At 68.5% G+C, this 20,001-nt stretch carries 17 protein-coding genes and 1 pseudogene; 10 read left to right on the top strand and 8 right to left on the bottom strand.

Annotated features, from left to right (window positions below):
• Window positions 1-584 precede the first annotated feature (584 nt).
• The 3 genes from ACIHIX_RS39285 to ACIHIX_RS39275 are packed head-to-tail and all read right to left on the bottom strand — an operon-like array spanning window position 585 to window position 3,965.
• Window positions 585-2,423: a hypothetical protein gene (locus ACIHIX_RS39285; RefSeq protein WP_399965011.1), complete on the bottom strand. Its 1,839-nt coding sequence runs from the start codon at window positions 2,421-2,423 to the stop codon at window positions 585-587.
• A complete protein-coding gene (locus ACIHIX_RS39280) occupies window positions 2,416-2,877 on the bottom strand; it encodes an ABC-three component system middle component 2 (protein ID WP_399965009.1) in 462 nt (153 codons plus the stop codon). Before ACIHIX_RS39280 ends, ACIHIX_RS39285 begins: the two co-directional genes overlap by 8 nt.
• Window positions 2,874-3,965, bottom strand: a complete 1,092-nt coding sequence (locus ACIHIX_RS39275; RefSeq protein ID WP_399965007.1) for an ABC-three component system protein — start codon at window positions 3,963-3,965, stop codon at window positions 2,874-2,876. The genes ACIHIX_RS39280 and ACIHIX_RS39275 overlap by 4 nt, the downstream gene beginning before the upstream one ends.
• Window positions 3,966-5,037: 1,072 nt before the next feature.
• Between ACIHIX_RS39275 and ACIHIX_RS39270 the strand changes: the two are divergent.
• A pseudogene (locus ACIHIX_RS39270) lies at window positions 5,038-5,334 on the top strand (hypothetical protein); the annotation flags it as partial.
• 118 nt (window positions 5,335-5,452) lie between these two features.
• On the opposite strand, the gene ACIHIX_RS39265 reads toward ACIHIX_RS39270, so the two are convergent.
• Window positions 5,453-6,193: an alpha/beta hydrolase gene (locus tag ACIHIX_RS39265; RefSeq protein ID WP_399965006.1), complete on the bottom strand. Its 741-nt coding sequence runs from the start codon at window positions 6,191-6,193 to the stop codon at window positions 5,453-5,455.
• Between the two features lie 286 nt (window positions 6,194-6,479).
• Between ACIHIX_RS39265 and ACIHIX_RS39260 the strand changes: the two genes are divergently transcribed.
• The 3 genes from ACIHIX_RS39260 (at window position 6,480) to ACIHIX_RS39250 (ending at window position 8,357) form a co-directional block, all read left to right on the top strand.
• Window positions 6,480-6,977, top strand: coding sequence for a carboxymuconolactone decarboxylase family protein (locus ACIHIX_RS39260; RefSeq protein ID WP_399965004.1), 498 nt, complete (start codon window positions 6,480-6,482; stop codon window positions 6,975-6,977).
• 228 nt (window positions 6,978-7,205) lie between these two features.
• Window positions 7,206-7,706 carry a GtrA family protein gene (locus tag ACIHIX_RS39255; protein ID WP_399965002.1) on the top strand — a complete coding sequence of 167 codons (501 nt, stop codon included), beginning with the start codon at window positions 7,206-7,208 and terminating at the stop codon, window positions 7,704-7,706.
• Between the two features lie 72 nt (window positions 7,707-7,778).
• The gene (locus ACIHIX_RS39250; RefSeq protein WP_399965144.1) at window positions 7,779-8,357 is read left to right on the top strand and encodes a TetR/AcrR family transcriptional regulator; all 579 of its coding nucleotides are present in this window, start codon (window positions 7,779-7,781) and stop codon (window positions 8,355-8,357) included.
• Between the two features lie 7 nt (window positions 8,358-8,364).
• Here the strand turns inward: ACIHIX_RS39250 and ACIHIX_RS39245 are convergent, their stop codons facing one another.
• The 3 genes from ACIHIX_RS39245 to ACIHIX_RS39235 all read right to left on the bottom strand — a co-directional run bounded on the left by ACIHIX_RS39245 (window position 8,365) and on the right by ACIHIX_RS39235 (window position 10,979).
• A complete protein-coding gene (locus ACIHIX_RS39245) occupies window positions 8,365-9,270 on the bottom strand; it encodes an aromatic prenyltransferase (RefSeq protein ID WP_399965000.1) in 906 nt (301 codons plus the stop codon).
• 285 nt (window positions 9,271-9,555) lie between these two features.
• Complete coding sequence (locus ACIHIX_RS39240; RefSeq protein WP_331728831.1) at window positions 9,556-9,879, bottom strand: 2Fe-2S iron-sulfur cluster-binding protein; 324 nt, start codon at window positions 9,877-9,879, stop codon at window positions 9,556-9,558.
• A 182-nt stretch (window positions 9,880-10,061) separates the two neighbouring features.
• Entirely contained in the window at window positions 10,062-10,979 is a 918-nt protein-coding gene (locus ACIHIX_RS39235) for a LysR family transcriptional regulator (protein ID WP_399964998.1), read from the bottom strand.
• Between the two features lie 198 nt (window positions 10,980-11,177).
• Between ACIHIX_RS39235 and ACIHIX_RS39230 the strand changes: the two genes are divergently transcribed.
• The 5 genes from ACIHIX_RS39230 to ACIHIX_RS39210 all read left to right on the top strand — a co-directional run bounded on the left by ACIHIX_RS39230 (window position 11,178) and on the right by ACIHIX_RS39210 (window position 17,579).
• Window positions 11,178-12,479 (top strand): cytochrome ubiquinol oxidase subunit I, encoded by a 1,302-nt coding sequence (locus ACIHIX_RS39230; RefSeq protein ID WP_399964996.1) that lies wholly within the window; start codon window positions 11,178-11,180, stop codon window positions 12,477-12,479.
• Window positions 12,480-12,496: 17 nt separating this feature from the next.
• Complete coding sequence (gene cydB, locus ACIHIX_RS39225; RefSeq protein WP_399964994.1) at window positions 12,497-13,531, top strand: cytochrome d ubiquinol oxidase subunit II; 1,035 nt, start codon at window positions 12,497-12,499, stop codon at window positions 13,529-13,531.
• A 33-nt stretch (window positions 13,532-13,564) separates the two neighbouring features.
• Window positions 13,565-15,304: a thiol reductant ABC exporter subunit CydD gene (gene cydD, locus ACIHIX_RS39220; RefSeq protein WP_399964992.1), complete on the top strand. Its 1,740-nt coding sequence runs from the start codon at window positions 13,565-13,567 to the stop codon at window positions 15,302-15,304.
• Complete coding sequence (cydC, locus tag ACIHIX_RS39215; protein ID WP_399964990.1) at window positions 15,301-17,049, top strand: thiol reductant ABC exporter subunit CydC; 1,749 nt, start codon at window positions 15,301-15,303, stop codon at window positions 17,047-17,049. The genes cydD and cydC overlap by 4 nt, the downstream gene beginning before the upstream one ends.
• A gap of 197 nt (window positions 17,050-17,246) precedes the next feature.
• On the top strand, window positions 17,247-17,579 hold the full coding sequence (locus ACIHIX_RS39210) for a hypothetical protein (RefSeq protein ID WP_399964988.1): 333 nt from the start codon (window positions 17,247-17,249) through the stop codon (window positions 17,577-17,579).
• Between the two features lie 78 nt (window positions 17,580-17,657).
• Here ACIHIX_RS39210 and ACIHIX_RS39205 read toward each other — a convergent pair whose 3' ends face one another.
• Window positions 17,658-18,293, bottom strand: coding sequence for a hemerythrin domain-containing protein (locus ACIHIX_RS39205; protein WP_331728851.1), 636 nt, complete (start codon window positions 18,291-18,293; stop codon window positions 17,658-17,660).
• Window positions 18,294-18,726: 433 nt separating this feature from the next.
• Here ACIHIX_RS39205 and ACIHIX_RS39200 point away from each other — a divergent pair, with 433 nt between their 5' ends.
• Complete coding sequence (locus tag ACIHIX_RS39200; RefSeq protein WP_331728853.1) at window positions 18,727-19,926, top strand: ScyD/ScyE family protein; 1,200 nt, start codon at window positions 18,727-18,729, stop codon at window positions 19,924-19,926.
• The last annotated feature ends 75 nt before the right edge of the window (window positions 19,927-20,001 follow it).

Here is a 20,001-nt window from a genome sequence, read left to right as displayed (position 1 = left end):
GACGAGAGAGCGGGTTTCAAAATCAGGAGTCAGCGCCGTGCCCGTTGTTGGCGAGATTGTATTCAGGTTGCCGCTTTCGAGGAATCGAAGCAGGAACAGGGTGAAAATGCGGCTGGTGCGGCCGATCCGGAGCACGCGGCAGGGGAAGTCGGCGCGGCAGACGAGTGCTTGGCTTTTCGACCTGGAGATTCCCAATGCTTGGGCTGCGTCTTCGACACTCGCTGTTCCGGTCCAGGTGGCTCGGATGTGCCTGGTGTACTGCACCGGGCCGAGGTGCTGGTGATACTGACCTACGGCAGGATCACCCAGCCCGGTCGCGCACGGTCCGTGCTGTTGAGGACCTGTAGTTCCGGGGTACTGAGAACGGGTCCAGCAGCGTGTGGGCCGGCTCGCCCGAATTGTCGTGCCCGCGTCTGCTTGCCGTCCGCGTGTAATGTTCTGCGGATGCATACGGCGCGGAGCACCACGGCACGCGCATCCGGACCTGGAGCCGATCCCGGTCAAGGCGGTATGCGAAGCACCGGGCCGGCTCAGGGCGTTGGGGAGTTCCGCACAGAACTGCAGCACCCTCCCTTGAGGGGTTGTTACGGGGTGCTTTCGGGGGCGCGGGTGGTGGGAAAGAATCCGGGCCTGCCGTCGTCGGAGCCGGTGAAGCGGTAGGAGGTGGCGGTGGTGAGGATGTCGGCGGGCGGGTCGCCGTTTTCGATGATGATGGCCTGCCCGGGGAAGGTGGCCATGTGGCGGTAGAAGTGTTCTACGACGTTTCCGGTGATGTCGACGTCGTCGCCCACTGGTTCCCGGTAGGTGACCACCGGGGAGTCGAGCACGATGAATCCGGGGTGGGGCCGGTCCTGGTCGATGCAGTACCGGGCGAGAGCGGTGGTGAACGCCGAGTGCAGGACTGAGCGGACGCCTTTGCCCCGTCCCTCACGGGGCCGGCTTCCGGCACGGACGTCGGCCGTGTACTGGTCGTATTCCGCGAAGTCGACCGCGGGTACCTTCCATGCGGCCAGCGTTTCCCTGAGGACGCTGTCGAAGTCGTTGAGCGTGCGGGTGGGGATGTGCTCGGCCGGACGGCTCGAGGCAACGGCGCCTTGGCCGTCGAGTTTCGAGCGGCGTTCTTGCAGCTCGTTGATGCGTGAGTGCAGTTCCAGTTCCCGCTCGATGGCGGAGCGCGCGGTGAGCAGGTCGTCCATGTGCGCGCGCAGAGGCTCCAGTTGGCTCTCGGCGCTGTCGATCTGTGTGTCGAGTTCGCTGCCCTGCTGCAGTAGGGCTTGCCGGCGCTGCACCAGGTGGTCGAGCTGATGGCTCAAGTCGGTGATGGTGGGCAGCAGGTCGGCGAGCAGAGCGGTGGTCTTGGCTGTTTCGGCCTGGACGGCGTCATGTAATTGGGTGGTTTCCTCAGCGCTGTGGCCCGGGTGCTGGTGCTCGGGTGCGGCGCCGCAGAACACGCAGGTCCCCACCCGGAAGAAGCCCAGGAGACTGCCGGCTTCGCTGACCATGGCAAGGCGGTCCAGGTCGGACTGGTACTGCTGCTCGAGGAGCCTAAAGCGGGTGAGGAGGTCGCTGACCTCGCTCAGGCGGCTCTCGAGCGCGGCGAGGTCCTGGGATGCCTGCATGCGGGTGGTGACGGCGCTGAGGTGCCGTTCGGAGATGACGCGCAGGGACTGTGACTGCGTGTCGATGGTGGTCTGGATGCGGGCGAGGCGCTGGCGTAGCTGTGTGTCGTTTTCCTGGGTGGTGAGTTTCGCGGTGAGGTCGAGGACGATCTGGTCCAGGAGGGTGATCTGGCCTTTGTTGACGCGGCGTTGGCCTGCGTTGGGGCCGGTGTTGATGACGGGGTCGTCTTCGCCGGTGAGGAGGAGCTTCATGACCGACATGGCGGCCGTCTTGGTTGAGGAGGCCGCGGAGCGCAGGACCGGGGAGAGCGGGTCGACCATGCGCGTCTCGGTGATCACGGCCAGGTGAGCGAGGTCGGGCAGGGTCAGCGCGCGGGTGCCGCCGGCCTCGTTCTTGCGGATGGTGATGTCGCCCAGGCCGAGTTCGTCGAGCAGGAACATCGACAGGCTTCGGGTGCTGCGGGCGGTGTGGACTGCGGTGAGTTCCCGGTCGGCGGTGCGGGTGACGAGGTCTCTCAGATCGGCGAAGTGGGCGGCGACTGCGGTGCTGTGGGGGCGGCGCACCAGCGTGAGCGGCCTGCCGTCCGGCATGCGCAGGCCCAGGAGGATCTGGCTGTAACCCTCGGCCTCGGGGATGTGTGGCAGGGTGGCACCGCCGAGCATGTACTCGATGGATTCGACGATGAAGGACTTGCCGGTGTCGGAGGCACCGTAGATGACCGTCATAGCGTCGTCGAAGACGACCTGCGCGGGCGGTTTGCCGGATCCGGCGTAGGTGAGGTGGAGCAGGCTGAGGTCAGTCACGGGAGGCCTCGGTCGGCAGGGGCGTTTCCGCAGGGCGGCTGATCAGGGCGCGGGTGGCGGCATCGACGTCGACACGGGGGGCGTACTCGTGGACGGCCCATTCCGCGCGGTCGCGCAGACGGTCCGCGTAGGGCGCTTCGAGGATGTCGATGAAAGCGGGACCGCGTTCGGTCGCCCGGTACTTCAGGCCGTCGTGGTGGGCTTCGATGCCGGCCAGGCCGGCCCGGACGAGGACGAGGAGGCCTTGTTCCAGCAGGCGGCGTTTCATGCCAAGTTCGCCGGGGCGGGCGGGCAGGTCCGGGTGCAGGCTCTGGGGTCCGTCGAACTCTGCGCTGTGCAGGAGGGCGTAGTCGAGCAGCACCAGCTGGGTCAGGTCCATCGGCTCGGGGTGGCTTTCCGCGAGCAGGGCGAGCGCGCGTACGCCGACTTCGAGGGGGCTGTTGAGCGGGTTCATGCGTGACCTCCCTGGCACCAGGTGAGCCGGCCGTCGTTCGCCAGGTGGTGGCATACCCCTTTTCGGTCCAGGGGTCTCACTTGCCGGGCCAGGTTCGTGTCGGTCAGGACGACTGCGCCGGCTGCCGTCAACACGGCTATCAGCCGGTCCCATCCACGGGGGTGCTGGCCGTCGGCGACCTCCACGACGATGGTGTGGACGTCGTCGAGGATGGCCTGGAAGTGGCCTTCGGGGGTGGCGTCGCGGGCGAACAGGCGCAAGGACTCGGCGCTGTAGAAGGCCTCGCGTTGCCGGTGGAGGTGCTCGCGTGCTTCCGGGTGCTTCGCGGCGCGTTCCAGGGTGTCGGCTTCGTCTCCCCACCGCTCCCGGTACACGTCCACGAGTTTTTGGACGTAGCGGGCTTCCTCAGGGGTGTGCTCGCTGGGCGGCTTCAAGATCTGGGGGCGGGCAGGCAGGGGCTGGGTGAACCGGTCGGCATGGTGGCGGGTGGTGCGATGCAGGTCGAGCATGTCGTCCATGTCGATCGTCTCGAACATGGAGAAGTCGGTTGCGCGGGCCAGTTCCGTCACTGCCTGGCGCTGGGCGGGGCTGAGTGAGGTGATGGCGGGGTCAGTGGTGGAGGCGAGCTCGTCAAGGAACTTCGTGCGCGTCTGGGAGGGCACCGCGAACTGCCGCACGAGACTCCGGCCGATGATCGGGGCCGTGAAGATGTAGCGGCTGGGCCGCGTGTAGTGGCCCTGGACGATCGCGGCGAACAGTTTCCGCATCTCCGGTGCTGCCTTCGACCAGTTCAGCGCGTCCCCGTAGTGCTTGCACTGGTAGTTGTGCCACTCCCCCTCCATGGCCTGCGCCGTCAGGTAAGCCGCGACATCAACACCATGGTCACCGGAGCCGCCGTGCCGCTCCACACGCACGTACCGAGTCTCGAGAGCGGGCACCCACTCCTTGACGAACTCCTCGAACTCCCCCGGGTCGTAGGCGAAGACCTGCTTCTTCGGGCTGGGCGGAGTGGGGAAGTGCAGCTGCGAACCAGCCAGCCTCAGCTTGGGTGGCCCGCTGGCCTCCGCCGCGATCTCGCCGTCCAGCATCCTTCCCCCCTGTCACCTTTACCCCGAGTGATCATTACGGGACAGTGAGGCAACAGATATCACCGTGCAGGCATTGATCAAAGACCCCCAAACGCTGCCCGGCTGAATCCGGCCACGCCCCGTGCACCATGGCAACTCCACAAGCGAGGGTGGACCACAGCTCAACCAAGGGAGGTAAAGTACAGCCTGGCCATCGTCAAAGACGCAGGTCGTGAAGGGTCTTCCCCACACACGTGGGGGTCTGTCCCGCCAGGAACAGGGCGACATCACCGCGCAGATGTCTTCCCCACACGCGTGGGGGTCTTTCGGAAGTGAGGCTCCCGTGCTGCAGGTTGAACCGGTCTTCCCCACACGCGTGGGGGTCTTTCCATGCCCTTGCCGTTGAGGTAGACGCGATCACCGTCTTCCCCACACACGTGGGGGTCTGTCCTCGCCGGACCAGGTGTCCTTGCTACCGCGGCGGTCTTCCCCACACGCGTGGGGGTCTGTCTGTAGTCCGGGGTGGGCTGCCCGCCGATCGTCTGTCTTCCCCACACGCGTGGGGGTCAGTCCTCGAGGTAGCAGGCATCCTCAACCCCCGGCGTCATCGTCCCCATACAGGTGGGAGTCCCTACGCGCTCCAGGGAGCCCATTGGCCTTCGCTTGCGGGTCCATCGCCTGGGGGACCAGATCAACGAACCAGGACCTCTGCAATATCCCCCGCAATGCCACGTTTGGCCTCCAGCAGGCACAACCCGGCCCGACTCTTGCAGGCATCGAAGCACGCGACACTTGAGCCGGACGCGCAGCGAACGAACAGCGAGGCCAGGCCACTTGATACCCCCGACGAAGACGTCCCAGGGCGCCGCCAGACGACCGGCCGCCGAACCGGCATCCACTGGGATCGGATAGAAAACTGCAGGTCAGGCAGCCACCTCTATGGGCTTCTCATCTCGGTGCGCTGGTGATTCTCAATCGATGTCACCAATCCTTCTCATCTGATGTCACTACGTATGCGCCGTGACCAGCAGGAATCCATGGCATCCAAGTGAGAACTGATGGTGACACTGAAATGAGAAATCGCAGCCTGCCGCTGCCCACGGCCAAGGAGCTGAAGGACGCTCCCAATGCCAAGGTCACGGCCGACTTCACGCTCAAGAACGGCGAGTTGGCCCAGGTCGACCTCGACCTCGCCAAGCTGGCCGAGAACGCCAAGGTGAAGAAGCTGGGCCTGACCCTGCGGATGCGCGAGGGCACCAAGCCCACCGCCCCCGCCGGCGCCACGACGCTCGACATGGAGGAGCTCATGAACGGCCTCCTCGGCGGGGTGGCGATGCCCGATGCCGAGTTCGAGACGAGCGGTCTTGAGGACATCCCGCAGGACCAGTAGGACCAGTAGGACCAGTCGCACCAGTAGGACCAGTGCTGATCGCGGGTCCCCGCTGAACGTACAGCGGGGGCCCGCGGTGTGGAGGGCGGCCGTCTGGTGGCGGTCTGACGGGCCCGGTTTAGTTCAGGTGGCGTGTGAAGAACCTGGCCGCGCTCTCGCCCGCGAACTGCGGGACGCCGGTGTGGCCGCCCATGTTGGCCTCCAGGGTCTTCTCCTTGGAACCGAAGGCGTCGAACAGGTCCAAGGCGGCCTGGCGGTCGTTGCCTTCGTCGTCCCATTGCAGGAGGACGTGCAGCGGGATGGTGACCTGGCGGGCCTCTTCGAGGATGGCGCGCGGGACGTAGCTCCCGGCGAAGAGGCCGGCCGCCTTGATGCGCGGGTCGACCGATGCCAGCCGGACGCCGATGGAGATCACGCCTCCCGAGTAGCCGACCGGGCCGCCGATCTCGGGCAGTGCGAGGAGGGCGTCCAGGGTGGCCTGCCATTCCGGGACGGCCTTGTCGACCAGCGGGAGGACCAGGGCGTCGATGAGTTCGTCGCCGACCGGTTCACCGGCCTGCAGTGTGCGGCGTAGTTCGGCGCGGGTCTGCTCCATGGCGGGCCAGCGGGGGCGGTCCCCGCAGCCGGGGAGTTCGATGGTGGCCGTGGCGAAGCCCTGCGCCGCGCTGTGCCGGGCCCGGGCCACGAGCCGGGGGTACATCCTCGTCAGTCCGAGAGTCGGATGGCCGAGCAGGATCAGTGGCACCGGTGCGGCCGCGGAGGCTGATGCGGGGGTCCAGAGGAAGCCGGGGATGTCGCCGAAGGTGAAGGCGCGCTCGCGGACTTCGTCGTCGAGACGCTGGTCAGAGGTGATGTGCATGGTCGTGCCTTTCGGGAGTGCACTGGGGCGGCGCTCCCGGACGACCTGCCTATCGTCCGCCCGTGACTCCTGAGGAGAGCACCCATGTCGATACGTTCACGGGTACCACCTCCTCGATCTCTCGCACGGCCTCCGCGAGGTTAGCAGCGGCCGGCCCCGGGCCGCCAAGCGGTTTTCGGGGACTTGTGTGGCCGAGTCACGCTTCCCTGCCTGATCTCGTCACAAATTCCTTCTGGCATCCGTCAATTCAGTGAACACCTCGACGTTGATGCGAAGGAGAGCAGCCATGACACACACGGACCCCGCCTCGATCTCCCGGATGCCCGACCCGACCGCCTACGTGCCTGAGATGAAGGACATCAGTGCCGCGTTCTTCCGGGCCACGGGCAACCAGTCGGTGCCGCGCACCACGATCAACCTCGTTCATCTGCGGGCCGGGCAGATCGTCGGGAACACCTATCTGACGGTTCTGAACACCAGCTTCCTGCGTAAGGCCGGGGAGTCGGAGGAGCGCATCACCGCAGTTGCCTCGTGGCAGGACGCGCCGTACTTCACCGGGGCCGAGCGAGCTGCCCTGGCTCTGGTGGAGGCCACCCTTCAGGCTGCTCCGCACGGTCGGGAGCGTGTCACCGACGAGTTGTTTGCCGAGGTGGCCCGGCACTACGACAAGAAGGCGCTGGCCACCCTCACCATCGCCATCGGGCAGATCAGCTTCTTCATCGCGCTGGCCGTCATCGGGAAGCCTCAGCCGGTCTCCTCCCTCGCGGACCAGCAGTGGGACTGAAGCTCGTGCTCTCCGCGTAGCGTTCACCTCCAGCCCGTTGCAACGTACCGACTGAGACTCATTGCATTACATCCGCGTTCGTTGCAACGAAATATTGGCATCTAGCTGGAGTGATGGGATTCAGTGGCAATAATTCGGTTGCCACATCTTTGAACGCAACGTAGCTTTTCCAGCATCGGAAACAACGTGTCGGCGCGCTCGGCGCCCTCAGCCCGGAAGGACACCGCCATGTCGGCGCTCTCGGACAAGACCCTGGTGGAGACCTCGTCCGCGCCTGGGCCGGTCGCGTCCTTCGTGCGGTTCGTGGTCTTCGGCGGGGGCGTGGGGGTGCTCAGCAGCTTCGCCGTGGTGATGTTGGCCGCCGTGGTGCCCTGGGGCGTGTCCAACGCTGTGGTCACCGCCCTCTCCACCGTGCTGTGCACCGAGCTTCACGCTCGCTACACCTTCGGCAAGAAGCGCGGTGCCGGATGGCGTGAGCACTGGCAGTCCGCCGGATCTGCCGGTGTCGCCTATCTCGTGACCAGCCTTGCCATGTTCGTTCTCCATCTGGTGCAGTCCTCGCCCGGCGTGGTGACCGCGCAGGTCGTCTATCTCGGTGCCTCCGGGCTTGCGGGGGCGGGGCGGTTCGTTGTGCTGCGGCTCTTCGTCTTCGCCGGGCGGCGTGACCGGAACGCGCCGTCGTCGGTGCAGGCCGCGAGGGCCGGCGCGCCTGTTCTCCTGGCGGCGTAGTGGGCCCGGGCGGCGACGTGGCCGGAAGGGATTAGGTTCTTCCCTAAAGGGTTTTGGTCTGGGGTGATCGTCGTGGCGCGTGTGGGGCTGAGTGTTGAGCGGGTGGTGCTCGCCGGGGCCGAGTTGGCTGATGAGGTCGGGTTTGAGCACGTGACTGTTTCCGGCCTGGCCCGGGGGTTCGGGGTCACCGTGGCGAGTCTGTATTCGCATGTGCGGAACTCGCATGACCTGAAGGTGCGCATCGCGCTGCTGGCGCTGGAGGAGCTTGCCGACCGGGGGGCCGTCGCGCTTGCGGGGCGGGCCGGGAAGGATGCCCTGCGGGCGCTCGGGGATGTGTATCGGGACTATGCGCGGGAGCATCCTGGGCGGTATGCGGCGGCTCAGTTGCGGCTCACGCCGGAGGAGGCGGCTCGTAGTGCGGGCGGACGGCATGCGTTGATGACTCGGGCCGTGTTGCGGGGGTACGACCTCGTCGAGCCTGAGCAGACGCATGCCGTCCGGTTGTTGGGCAGCACTTTTCACGGATTTGTCAGCCTGGAGGCGCAGGGCGGGTTCAGTCACAGTGCTCCGGAGAGTTCGGAGAGCTGGGACCGGGTGATCGATGCTCTTGATGCGGTGTTGTGTGGCTGGCCCGGTCCTGCGCGGGGCTGAGGTCGGGTCAGCTTGCTGTGCGGATGCGGTCGTGGGCCTGTGTGGCCAGTTGGTGGTACGTGGCGAGCTTGTAGTACTCCTCGCTGCGGGACAGGGCGCCCGCGTAGACGAGGACGCGGTCGCCGTCGTAGGTGTACGGGGCGTTGGCCGCGAACTCGCCGAGCTTCGGCTCCAGGAGGGCGGGCAGGGCCCTGGGGTCCGTGGTGCGGGTGGAGAAGCTGAGGCGTTCCACCTTCGTGGAGTCCCAGCCGAAGGTGGGGTAGAGCGCCGATGACGTCTCTATGAAGGAGAGGAGTTGGTCGCTGGGGTCCGGGAGGCCTAGCTCGCGGATCAGGGAGAGGGCCGACTCGCGGGTGACGTGGTCGGGGGAGAGGCCGTTGAAGTAGAGGTTCCAGGTGCGGCGGGCGTAGTCGATCGCTATCGCGGAGACCTTGTTGTCCAGGCCGTGCGCGGTGAACGTACGCAGGTGTTCTTGCAGGCCGCTGGGGGCGGACGGCAGTTGGTCCGCCAGGCGGGCCGGGTCCTGGAGGTCGCTCAGGGGGAAGAAGACGTAGGCCTTGTTGAAGCCGCCGTTGAGGCGGTGGTCGACGCCGTAGGACTGGATGGGGAAACGGGCCTGGATGTCCGCGAAGAGGGTGCGGATGGGGTGGTCCGTGTCGTCCACCAGGCCGTGGGTCAGGGCGCGGGTGTAGGGGTCGCCGGCGGTGGTGGGCATCGTGAAGTCGAAGGAGAGGTCTCCGATGTGGCCGCCGCTGGTGACCATGTTGAAGACGACGCTGCCGTCGGTGAGTACGTCCTGGAACGCGGTGAGAGCCGGCCACATGGCGTCGCGTGAGCAGTCCACGCCCAGCAGGGCTGCTGCTTCTTCCACGGCCGTGTACAGGCGGGTTATGTCGGCTTCTCCGGACGTCATCGGGCCCCCAGGTGTGTGTCGGTGGAACGGCGGTCCTCCGCAGTTTCCGTTTCTCACCTTGGCTGGGGGTGGATGGAGAGTCGGGTCCGGCTTGGGCCTGTCCGGCGGATCAGGTCGCAGGAAAGCCGCGGTTCGTCATGTGGTGCGGGTGAGCGGGGTCTGGTGCGTCGAGCTGCAAGGCGGAGGAGGGAGTCGACGCGGAGCGTCGGCGACCGACGACAACGCCGCAGATCGGCGCACCAGACCCCGCGTCTGCGGCATGATCCGCCGGGCAGGCCCTCAGTGTCAGTTCTGGCGTTCGGGGGTGTGGACTATCAGGCCGTCCATTGCCTCGGTGATCTTCAGGCGGCAGCTGAGGCGGCTGGTGGGGCGGCGGGGGCAGACGGTGTAGTCGAGCATGTAGTGCTCGTCGGGGTGGGGGGGTTCTGGTTTGTCGAGGGTGGTTTCGTCGACGTAGACGTGGCACGTTGCGCACTGCATGTTGCCGCCGCACTGGGCGACGATGCCTTCTACGTCGTTGAGTTCGGCGGCGCGCATCACGGTCGTGCCGAGGGGGGCGTCGAGGGTGCGTTCGGTGCCGTCGGCGGAGATGTACGTGATCTTGGGCATGTGGACCCCAGTGAAGAGGCGTGGAGGATCGCTGGAGAGTCGGTGGGGACGCGACACCTCTCCGGCTCTTCTGTTCGCCCGCCGGGCGATACGGCGCGGGGCGGGCGGGGAAGGGCAGTGAACGTACCAGAGGACTTTGGGCGGGCCAAGTCCAGTTCCGCTTGAGGTTCGGTCGAGAGGGTCTAGGGGTTCGGTCGGCGCGGGTCCGGGAGTCGGTGGGTCATGAAGGGGCGGGATGTGATGAATTCCCGGAATTTCACGGCCGCTTCGGAGAGGTAGGCGTCGCGGCGCCAGACCAGGGTGAGGACGCGGTGGCAGGCGGGGGCGTCCAGGTGGACCCAGGCGACGGGGACGCGGGTGTCGGTGCCGGCCTGGCGGGACATCGCCGGGATGAGGCCGATGCCCAGGCCCGCGCTGATGAGGACCTGGCTGGCGCCGGGCTCGTCGCCCTCGCAGGAGATCACCGGGGTGCGGCCTTCTGAGGCGAACAGGCGGTCCAGCAGGGCGCGTTGCCAGTGGCTCCTGCGGGTGGTGACGAAGGGCTCGTCGGCGATCTCGGGGATCGTCACGCTGTCGCGTCCGTCCAGCCAGTGACCTCGGGGAACGGCCAGCAGGACCTCCTCCCGGGTGAGTTCGAGGGAGTCCAGGTGGGGGTCGGGAAGTTGCTGGGAGGCTACGCAGAAGTCGACCTCTCCCGCGCGTAGTTGGCGTTCCATCTCCTCCGCGTTGGACTGGAAGAGGCGGACGTCGGCGCGGGGGTGGGCCAGGCGGAAGCTGCCGAGGACCGTGGTGATCGTCAGGAGGGTCTCGCAGGCGATGCCGACCCGGCCCAGGCCCAGGTCACCGGCCTCGCGGACGGCTCTGACGCCGTCGTCGAGCTCGCTGAGGGTGCGGTCGACGTGGCGCAGGAACATGGTGCCGCTGGCGTTGAGTTTGATGCCGCGGCCGTGGCGCTCGAAGAGCGGGGAGCCCAACTCGGCCTCAAGGCGGGCGATAGTGCGGCTGAGCGAGGGTTGGGCGATGCCCAGTTCCTCCGCGGCGCGGCTCATGTGCTCGAAACGGGCGACGGTCTGGAAGTAGCGCAACTGCAGCAGATCCACGGTCCACCTTCACCTATAACTGTCGAGGCATCGTCACATGGCAAAACCGGTCTTGGAAATGCATGAGTGTTCTTCTCTACCGTCTTTCCGGGGCCACCGCACAGGTGGCGGGCTTCACCGCCCGACGCCTGTACACGCGACGCGAGGGTCCCGCACTTCTGTCCTTGTCCCGCCGCCCTCCCTCAGGAAGGTCGCACCATGAGCGCTGCGGAGCTGGCCCGACTCCAGTTCGCGGCCACCACCGGTATCCACTGGCTGTTCGTGATCCTCACCATGGGGCTCGTCCCCCTGGTCGCGTTCATGCACACCAGGGCCGCATATACCCGTGATCCCGCCAAGAGGGCTGTCCGTGAGCGCATGACGCGCTTCTGGGGGCAGCTCTACGTCATCAACTACGCGGTCGGTATCGTCACCGGCCTCGTCATGGAGTTCCAGTTCGGCCTGAGCTGGAGCGGACTGAGCAAGTTCGCCGGGAACGTCTTCGGCGCTCCCCTGGCGCTGGAGACGCTGATCGCGTTCTTCGCGGAGTCCACCTTCCTCGGAATGTGGATCTTCGGCTGGGGGCGGCTGCGGCGCGGCGTGCACGTCACGCTGATCTGGCTGGTCGCCCTGACCGCGTACGCCTCCGCGTACTGGATCCTCATCGCCAACGGCTTCATGCAGCACCCGGTCGGCTACGAAGTACGCGGCGGTGTCGCCTACTTGACCGACTTCGGGGCGCTGCTGACCAACGAGATGTCGCTGGTCGCCCTCGGTCACATCGTGCTGGCCGCGCTGACGACGGGCGGTCTGTTCGTCGCCGGTGTCAGCTGCTTCCACTTCCTTCGGGGGACGAAGGAGACGGAGCTGTTCCGTTCCTCGCTGCGGCTGGGGACGTGGGTGGCGATGCTCGCCTCGTTCTTCGTCGTCGTCGTGGGTGAGCTCCAGCGTCCGATCATCGAGCGGACCCAGCCGATGAAGAACGCCGTACTGGAGAACTCCGGCGTCGCCGAGGTCCAGCGGCGGCTGGTGGAGCAGTTCGGGCCTGGCGACTACGTGCCGCCGGAGGGCTGGATCCACCTGTCGATGAACGCCATGACCATCATCGGCAACACGATCTCGACCATCACCTTCATCGCCGTGTTCCTGCTGTGGAAGGACCGGCTGGTGCGGTGGCGTCCCATGGCCTGGCTGATGGTGGCGGTCATCCCGTTCGCCTTCCTCGCCTCGGTGGCCGGCTGGGTGGTGCGTGAGGTGGGGCGCCAGCCCTGGATCGTCTACGGCCATCTGACGGTCGAGGACGCCCTGTCCCACGTCAGCAGGACCTCGTTGATCGTGTCCTGCACGGTGTTCATCGCCATCTTCGTGGGGCTCGCGGTGACGAACTGGACGCTGATCGCCCGGTTCGCCGTACGCGGTCCTGACGCCACCCAGCTCGGCGTCACCGAGCCGCTTCCCGAGGGCCTGCCCGAGCAGCCCACGGGCGGCGCCGACGACAAGCGGCCGGTCCCGGCTTTCTAGAGGGAGAGTTGAGCGAGATGTCTCTGGAGATCGCCTGGTTGGGCCTGCTGGGCCTGATGCTCGCCGGGTACTTCGTGCTCGGTGGATACGACTACGGCGCACAGATGCTGCACCCCTTCCTCCGTGCCTCGGACGAGGAGGAGGCGCGGGCCGAGAAGCCTGAGGGTGGTAATGCCGCGCTCGACGCCATCGCGCCGTTCTTCCTCGGCAACGAGGTGTGGCTGGTGGCCTTCGCCGGGGTGATGTTCGGTGCCTTCCCGCATCTGGAGGGCACCCTGCTGTCCGGCCTCTACCCGCTGATCGTGGCGATTCTGGCCGGGCTGGTGCTCGGTAACGCGGCGGTGCAGCTGCGCCGGCGGGCCCGAGGGGCCCGGAGCCGGCAGGTGTGGGACGCGCTGGTGGTGTTCGGCGGTGCGCTGCCCGCGCTGTGCTGGGGGCTGGTGGTGGGGCTGCTGCTGCACGGGGTGCCGCGGCGGGCCGACGGCAGCTTCCATGTCGGGTTCGGTGAGGTGTTCTCGCCGTTCGTGCTGGTGTGCGGCATCGCCACGATCCTGCTCTTCGCGGCGCACGGCGCCGGCTTCGTCGCCATCCGGTCGGAAGCCGAAATGGCCGCGAAGGCGCGGGAGTTGGGTGCCCGGCTGCTGGTGGGTGCCGGGGGCGCGGCCGTGGTCGCGCTGCTGCTCACGTTCTTCGGCTCGGGTGCCTCGATGACCAATCGCGGGGTGTCGGGAGTCATCGCGGCGGCGCTGGTGGTGGCGCTCGGTGTCGCCTGGTGGTCCTTCACCGGCGGGCACGAGGTGCGGGCGTTCGTGGCGACCTGCTGTGCGACCGCGCTGCCGGTGCTGCTGGTGGGGGCGGGGCACTACCCGTATCTGCTGATCAGCTCGGCCGGGCACGGACTCGACATCCACGAGGCCGTCACCGACGACGCCACCTTGAAGATCCTCAGCGTGTTCGGGGTGCTGGTGGTGCCGACGATCCTCGCCTACCAGGCGTGGAGCTGGTGGGCCTTCCGCGGCCGTACGGGTGTGCGCCACCCCAGCTACTTCTGAGCAGCGGCCGTACGGGAACGGGAAGGGGTCGGGATGAAACCGGTCGAACGTCGGCTGATGCGGGAACTGCCGGTGCTGCGGCGCCACTTGGTGACCTCGACGGCCCTCGCGCTGCTCGGCGCGGGGCTCGTCGTCGGCCAGGTGACCCTGCTGGCGACGGTGCTCGCGGACGGGTTCGGCGGGCATGCGGTCGCCTTCGGGACGCCGGCCGCGCTGGGTGCCGTGGTCGTGGGACGGGCGCTGCTGGCGTGGGCGCGCGGTGTGCTCGCGCAGCGTGCCGCGTCCGGCGCCAAGCACGCCCTGCGCGAGCGGCTCACCGACCGGCTCGGACAAGGTGCGCCGCTCAGGCTCGCGGCGGGCCGGCACGGGGAGACGGCCACCCTGCTCACCCGTGGCCTCGACACCCTGGACCCGTATGTCACCGGGGCGCTGCCCACGATGGCCGCCGCCGGTGTGGTGCCGGTCGCGGTCGTCGGGTGGCTGTTCGCTACGGACTGGACCTCGGCGCTGATCGTCGTCGTGACCCTGCCGCTGATCCCGGTGTTCGGGGCGCTGGTCGGCATGCACACCGCCCAGCGCACCGCGCGGCAGTGGCGGTTGCTGGCGCGGCTCGGCGGGCACTTTCTCGACGTCGTGGCCGGGTTGCCGACGCTGCGGGCGTTCGGGCGGGAGCACTACCAGGCCGGGCGGGTCGGTGAGATGGCCGACGCGCACCGGAAGGCGACCATGCGGACCCTGCGGGTGGCGTTCCTGTCGTCGTTCGTGCTGGAGACGGTCGCGACCCTGTCGGTGGCGCTGGTCGCGGTGCCGGTCGGGCTGCGGCTGCTGGACGGACACCTGGATCTGCGGACGGCACTGATCGTGCTGTTCCTGACGCCCGAGGCGTATCTGCCGCTGCGGGCGATGGGGGCCGCGTTCCACGAGAGCGCCGAGGGGGTCACGGTGGCCGAGCAGGTCTTCGCGGTCCTCGACGAGGGCGAGGACGGCGGTGCGCGGTCAAAGGAGCGGATCGTGGTGCCCGAGGTGCGTGCCGTGTCGGTGCGGCTCGACGGGGTCGGCGTCGTCTATCCGGGGCGCGCGGCAGCCGCCCTGGACCGGGTCTCGCTGCATGTGCGGCCCGGGGAGCACATCGCCCTGGTCGGGCCCAGCGGGGCCGGAAAGTCCACGCTGCTGGCGCTTCTGCTCGGGTTCACGCGGCCCTCTTCGGGCCGGATCACGGTCGGCGGCATCGACCTGGACCGCCTGGACGCCGATGAGTGGCGGGAGCGGCTGGCGTGGGTGCCGCAGCGGCCGCATCTGTTCGCGGCGTCCGTCGCCGACAACATCCGCCTCGGGCGGCCCGACGCGAGCGAGGCCGAGGTACGGCAGGCCGCCCGCGACGCACACGCCGACGCGTTCATCGAGGCGCTGCCCCACGGCTACGACACCCCGCTCGGCGAGCACGGCGCGGGCCTTTCCGCCGGTCAGCGGCAGCGCATCGCGATCGCCCGGGCCTTCCTCAAGGACGCCCCCGTGCTGCTGCTCGACGAACCGACCGCCCACCTCGACCCCGACAGCGAGGCCGCCGTCACCCACGCCACGGTGCGGCTGATGCGCGGGCGCACCGCGATCGTGGTGGCCCACCGCACCAGCCTGCTGCCGTATGCCGACCGGATCGTCACGCTGAGGGGCGGGCTGGTCGACTCCGATGTGGGCACGGTCGTGACCCGGCACGCTCTCAGCGATCTCGTCTCGTCCCAACTGGTGCCCGTAGAAGGGCCGGTGGCCTCATGACCTCGCACATCTCGGCCATGGGCCACACCGACTCCCGCCTGGCGGCCGTCCATTCCCCCGTCCGGCCGTCAGGCGGGTCCCCTCATCCGACGCTGCGTCTTGCACGCCAACTCCTGCCGTACTGGCGCCGGTTGCTGCCCGCCGGGCTCGCCGCGGCCGGCAGTGAACTCGCCGCGGCGGCGCTCATGGCCACCGCGTCCTGGCTGATCACGCGGGCCGCCGAGCATCCGCCGCTCGCGTCGGTGAGCCTGGCGATCGTCGCCGTGCGCGCGCTGGCGCTGGGGCGTGGGGCGTTGCGCTACGGCGACCGGCTGCTCGGGCATGACGGGGTGCTGCGGGCTGTCGCCGGGTTCCGGACGAGGGTGTACGAGGCGCTGGTGCCGTTGGCGCCCGCGGGGACGCCCGCCTTTCGTCGTGGTGATCTGCTGACGCGGCTGGTCGATGACGTCGACGCCGCCCAGGATCTGCTGCTGCGGGTGCTGCTGCCGACCGGCGCGGCGGTCGCGGTGGGGATCGCCGCCACGGTGACGGCGTGGATGCTGCTGCCGCAGGCAGGGCTGATGCTCGGGCTGATGCTGGCGCTGGCTGTGCTGCTGGTGCCGGCCGCGGTGCTCGCGGTGGCCCATCGCACCGGGCGGGAGCAGGCGGCTGCTCGGGCCGAACTCGCCGCGCGTGTGGTCGACTTGACGGAAGGGGCGGCGGATCTCGCCGCGTACGGGGCGCGGGGGCGGGCCGTGGGGCGGGCGCAGGATGCCGCCGCGCGGATCGCCCGGCTGGAGCGGCGGCGCGCGCTGACCACCTCGCTGGCCTCGGCGGTGCTGCTGCTGTTCCAGGGGGCGACGCTGGTCGCGGTGGTGCACGGTGCGCTGCGCGCCCATGCCGACGGGCGGCTGCCCGCCGTACAGCTGACCGTGCTGGCGGTGCTGGCGCTGGTTGCCTTCGAGGCGTTGGAGCCGCTGCCTGCGGCGGCGTTCCGGCTGGCCGAAGTGCGGGTGCGGGCGCGGCGGTTGGCGGAGTTGTTCGACACTCCGGCCCCGGTCGTCGAGCCGGCTGCGCCGGTGTCGCTCGTCGTGGACGGGGCGGTCGGGGTGCGGATCGAGAATGTGACGGTACGCCATGAGGCGGGCGGCCCTGCTGCTCTGGACGGGCTGAGTCTGGAGTTGCCTGGCGGGCGGCGCACGGTGCTGCTCGGTGCGAGTGGGTCGGGGAAGTCGACGCTGATCGCTGCGCTGATGCGGTTCGTGGAGTACGAGGGCGGCAGCGTCCTGGTCGGTGGCCGTGAGTTGCGGGAGTGTGCCGGTGACGAGGTGCGGCGTGTGATCACCGGGATGACGCAGGACGCGCATGTCTTCCACGCCAGTATTCACGCCAACCTGTTGCTGGCGCGGCCGGATGCCGGGGACGCCGAGCTGCGGGAGGCGGCGCGGCGGGCGCGGATCCTGGACTGGATCGAGTCGCTGCCGGACGGCTTCGACACGGTGCTCGGACCGGACGGCACGCAGCCCTCCGGCGGTCAGCGGACCCGGTTGCTGCTGGCGCGGGCGCTGCTCGCCGATCCGCCGGTGCTGGTCCTGGACGAACCTACCGAGGGGCTCGACCCGGACACCGCCGCGGCGGTGCTGGCCGACATCCTCGATGCCACGCGGGGGCGTACGACGCTGCTGGTCACCCATGAGCGGGAAGGCTTCGGCGGGGCCGATCAGGTGGTCACGCTCGATGAGGGACGAGTGCGCGCCGCGCGCTGAGCGGTCCGCCCTAAAGTGCCGTGTGGTGCCGTTCGACGGCGGCGCCGTTGCCGCTGGTCACGTCACGCCGTTTCCCCGTGCTCCCCTATGGGCGGCAGCTCGGCGCCCCAGGAAGGGAGGCCGTAGAGATGCTCGTGTCGTGGGCGGCAACGGATCTGGAATCGGGACGGTTCTGCGCGCGGGAACGAACCTCCGCCGTGGCGGAGCTGACGGAGCACTTCACCGCGCTGCGCTCGCGCGGCCGGGGGTACCTGGAGGTCAGCCTGCCGGGCGATGAGTTTCCCTGGCTGACCCTTGGCTTCCAAGGTGATCAAGCAGTCGTCCATCTGTTCAGCGGTGCCGAGAAGTCGGCTCTTCTCCTCGGTGACGGAACCGCCGCGGCGGATGCGGTCGTGCACGTACCGATCATGGACGACTCGGCTGGGTTCAGTGGGGACTACGTCCTCGCCACCGATCGCGCGTGGGCCCTCATCCACCGATTCATCCAGGTGGGAGAGCCGGGCGAGCTGGGTGAGTGGCACGAGTTGTGATCACGGTCCGGCCACTCGTCGCGCCACGCACGACGGACGCGGCCTCTGGTGGGCAGAGGCCGCGTCCGTCGTGTGTCGTCAGTTCTTCGTGTTCCACCTGTCGAGTTCGATGTACGCCGGCACCCAGGCCGTGTGGTACGCGGTGCGGACAGGCTCGGGGAGGATGGCGAGCATTCCGTCGATGGTTTCCTGGTCGGCGCCGTCGAGGACCCAGGGGGTCAGGAGGGGGCCGTCGGGGCCGGTCTTGGCGCCGTGGATCCTGCCGTAGTGCTGCCACTGCTCAAGGGTGAGGACCTCCTGGATCAGGGGCAGGGCCTGGTCCTCCTCGTGTTTGAGGTGGCCGGTGAGGTTGGTGGCCAGGGAGTCGACGGCGGCGGCGAGGCGGTCGGCGTCGGCCTCCGGGTCGGCGAGGGCGGCGTCGATGGTCTCGACGAGCGGGTCGATGGAGGCGTGTTCGGCGTCCATCGCGTCCAGCAGGGCGAGGTCGTCGGGGCGGTCGGCCACGGTCTGGCGCAGTACCGGCCACAGCGCCTCGTCCTCGGCGGTGTGGTGGATGTGCAGCGCCTTCTTGAAGATGTCCCAGCCGGCGGCACCGGCGAGGGTGCGCCGCGGGTCGTCGTCGACGCGTGCCGTGATCGTGGCCATGATCTCCAGCTCGCGCCGCAGCGCGTTGTGCATCGCGTACATCAACGACATGTCGAGCCTGTCACCCATGGTCTCTCCCGATCTGTTCCGGTGTCTCGGGCCGGATTCCTCGCATCCGGCCTCGTCCGCCGTGTGCCTCGGCTCCGTGCCGCGCGCGACCGCGCCGATCCGCGGTCTCACCCCCATGACAGTCCGCGGCGCCGAAATGTGACCGGCGGAGAAGACGAACGTAGCCGGAAAGTCCGGTAGTGGCCCGTGGGCTGGACTCGGGCGCAAGCGGGGGACGAGCAGCGGGAGTTGGGGCGCGGAGGCGTCAGGGCTCGGCGCCAAGTCGGCGCCAAGTTGATCGGCAGTCATGAACAAGCCATGTCGTTGATGCTGAGGCGCCAGAACAAGATGCAGGGGGCGGGTCATACCGCATCAGTGCGAGTCGGTCCCGGTGCGTCCTGTCGTGAACACCCGTCAGCAAGTCGTGGTTTCGACCGGAGGGAATGAGTCCAAGATGCGGCGTCTCAAAACGAGCAGGATGCTGGTCGCCGGAGTGGCGGCCACAGCAGCGCTCGTCGGCCTGGGAGTCGGACCGTCGGAGCAGGCGGCCGAGGCCGCCACTCAGAAGGCCCGGCCGACCCGCCACCTCACCAGCGACGCGCCGGTCACCGTGGTGGCCAAGGGTCTGAACTCACCGCGGAGCCTGGCCTGGGGCCCGGACGGTGAGCTTCTGGTCACCGAGATGGGGGCCACCCCCACCGCGTGCCAGGGCACCGGCTTCGCCACCAGGTGCTACGGCCAGACCGGTTCGGTCGCGGATGTCTCGTCCGGCACTCCGGTGCGGATCGCGGAGAACCTGCCGACCGCGTTCAACCAGGAAGAGACGATCGGCCCCAACGGCATCACCGTCGACCGCAAGGGCCACATCTACACCTTGCAGGCCGGCTCGCCGGAGCAGGTTCCGGCCGGGCTGGACCCGGAGCTGACCAAGACGCTGAGCAAGCAGTACGGCTCGATCATGGACATCACCGACGGGCAGCGCAAGGTGATCGCCAACCCGGGTACGGTCAACTGGAACTGGACCAAGAACAACCCGGACCTGTCCGACACCTACCCGGCGTCCAACCCGTACGCGCTGACGACGAAGCCGGGTGGCGGTTTCTACCTGGTGGACGCGGGCGCGAACACGCTCAACTCGGTGGACCGCAAGGGCAAGACCAAGGTCCTCGCCTTCGTGCCCGAGACGCCGGGCGGCTCGGACGCCGTTCCGATGTGTGTCGACGTCGGCCCCGACGGTGGCGTGTACATCGGCCAGATCACCGGTCACGGCAACTCGGCCACCGCGGCCAACGTGTACCGGTACTCGCCCAAGACCGGCAAGCTCAAGGTCTGGCAGAGCGGCTTCAGCGCCATCAGCGGCTGTGGCTTCGGTGCCAACGGTGACTTCTATGTGACCCAGTTCGACACGACCGGGTTCCTGCCGACCGGTGACCCGATCGGCAACGTCATCCAGATCAACCACAAGGACAACTCCCGTACCGTCCTGGCGGACGAGAAGCTGTTCGCGCCCACCGGCTTCCTGGCCGGCGCCGACGGCTCCATCTACGTCGCGGACAAGACCATGATGTGGCCGGCCTGCACGGACGCCCCGGCCTGCACCAGCTCCACGGACATCCACGCCACCGGCGACGGACAGATCGTCAAGATCGGCTGACCGTCCGGTCGTCCCGCTCGCGGGCCGGACCGGGCCTCCAAGGGCAGTCCGGTCCGGCCCGCGACGCATCAAGAT

The organism is Streptomyces sp. NPDC051913, from assembly GCF_044593635.1.
In the GTDB taxonomy this organism is placed as follows: domain Bacteria; phylum Actinomycetota; class Actinomycetes; order Streptomycetales; family Streptomycetaceae; genus Streptomyces.
Note: the sequence above shows the minus strand (reverse complement) of the source record. Positions and strands in the feature narration are given on the sequence as shown.

Bases quoted from the DNA above. Each gene is read 5' to 3' on its own strand.
- cydD (WP_399964992.1), top strand. From the start codon at position 13,565: ATGAAACCGGTCGAACGTCGGCTGATGCGGGAACTGCCGGTGCTGCGG.
- cydC (WP_399964990.1), top strand. From the start codon at position 15,301: ATGACCTCGCACATCTCGGCCATGGGCCACACCGACTCCCGCCTGGCG.
- ACIHIX_RS39200 (WP_331728853.1), top strand. From the start codon at position 18,727: ATGCGGCGTCTCAAAACGAGCAGGATGCTGGTCGCCGGAGTGGCGGCC.
- ACIHIX_RS39255 (WP_399965002.1), top strand. From the start codon at position 7,206: ATGTCGGCGCTCTCGGACAAGACCCTGGTGGAGACCTCGTCCGCGCCT.
- ACIHIX_RS39275 (WP_399965007.1), bottom strand. From the start codon at position 3,965: ATGCTGGACGGCGAGATCGCGGCGGAGGCCAGCGGGCCACCCAAGCTG.
- cydB (WP_399964994.1), top strand. From the start codon at position 12,497: ATGTCTCTGGAGATCGCCTGGTTGGGCCTGCTGGGCCTGATGCTCGCC.
- ACIHIX_RS39265 (WP_399965006.1), bottom strand. From the start codon at position 6,193: ATGCACATCACCTCTGACCAGCGTCTCGACGACGAAGTCCGCGAGCGC.
- ACIHIX_RS39230 (WP_399964996.1), top strand. From the start codon at position 11,178: ATGAGCGCTGCGGAGCTGGCCCGACTCCAGTTCGCGGCCACCACCGGT.
- ACIHIX_RS39240 (WP_331728831.1), bottom strand. From the start codon at position 9,879: ATGCCCAAGATCACGTACATCTCCGCCGACGGCACCGAACGCACCCTC.
- ACIHIX_RS39205 (WP_331728851.1), bottom strand. From the start codon at position 18,293: ATGGGTGACAGGCTCGACATGTCGTTGATGTACGCGATGCACAACGCG.
- ACIHIX_RS39280 (WP_399965009.1), bottom strand. From the start codon at position 2,877: ATGAACCCGCTCAACAGCCCCCTCGAAGTCGGCGTACGCGCGCTCGCC.
- ACIHIX_RS39245 (WP_399965000.1), bottom strand. From the start codon at position 9,270: ATGACGTCCGGAGAAGCCGACATAACCCGCCTGTACACGGCCGTGGAA.
- ACIHIX_RS39260 (WP_399965004.1), top strand. From the start codon at position 6,480: ATGACACACACGGACCCCGCCTCGATCTCCCGGATGCCCGACCCGACC.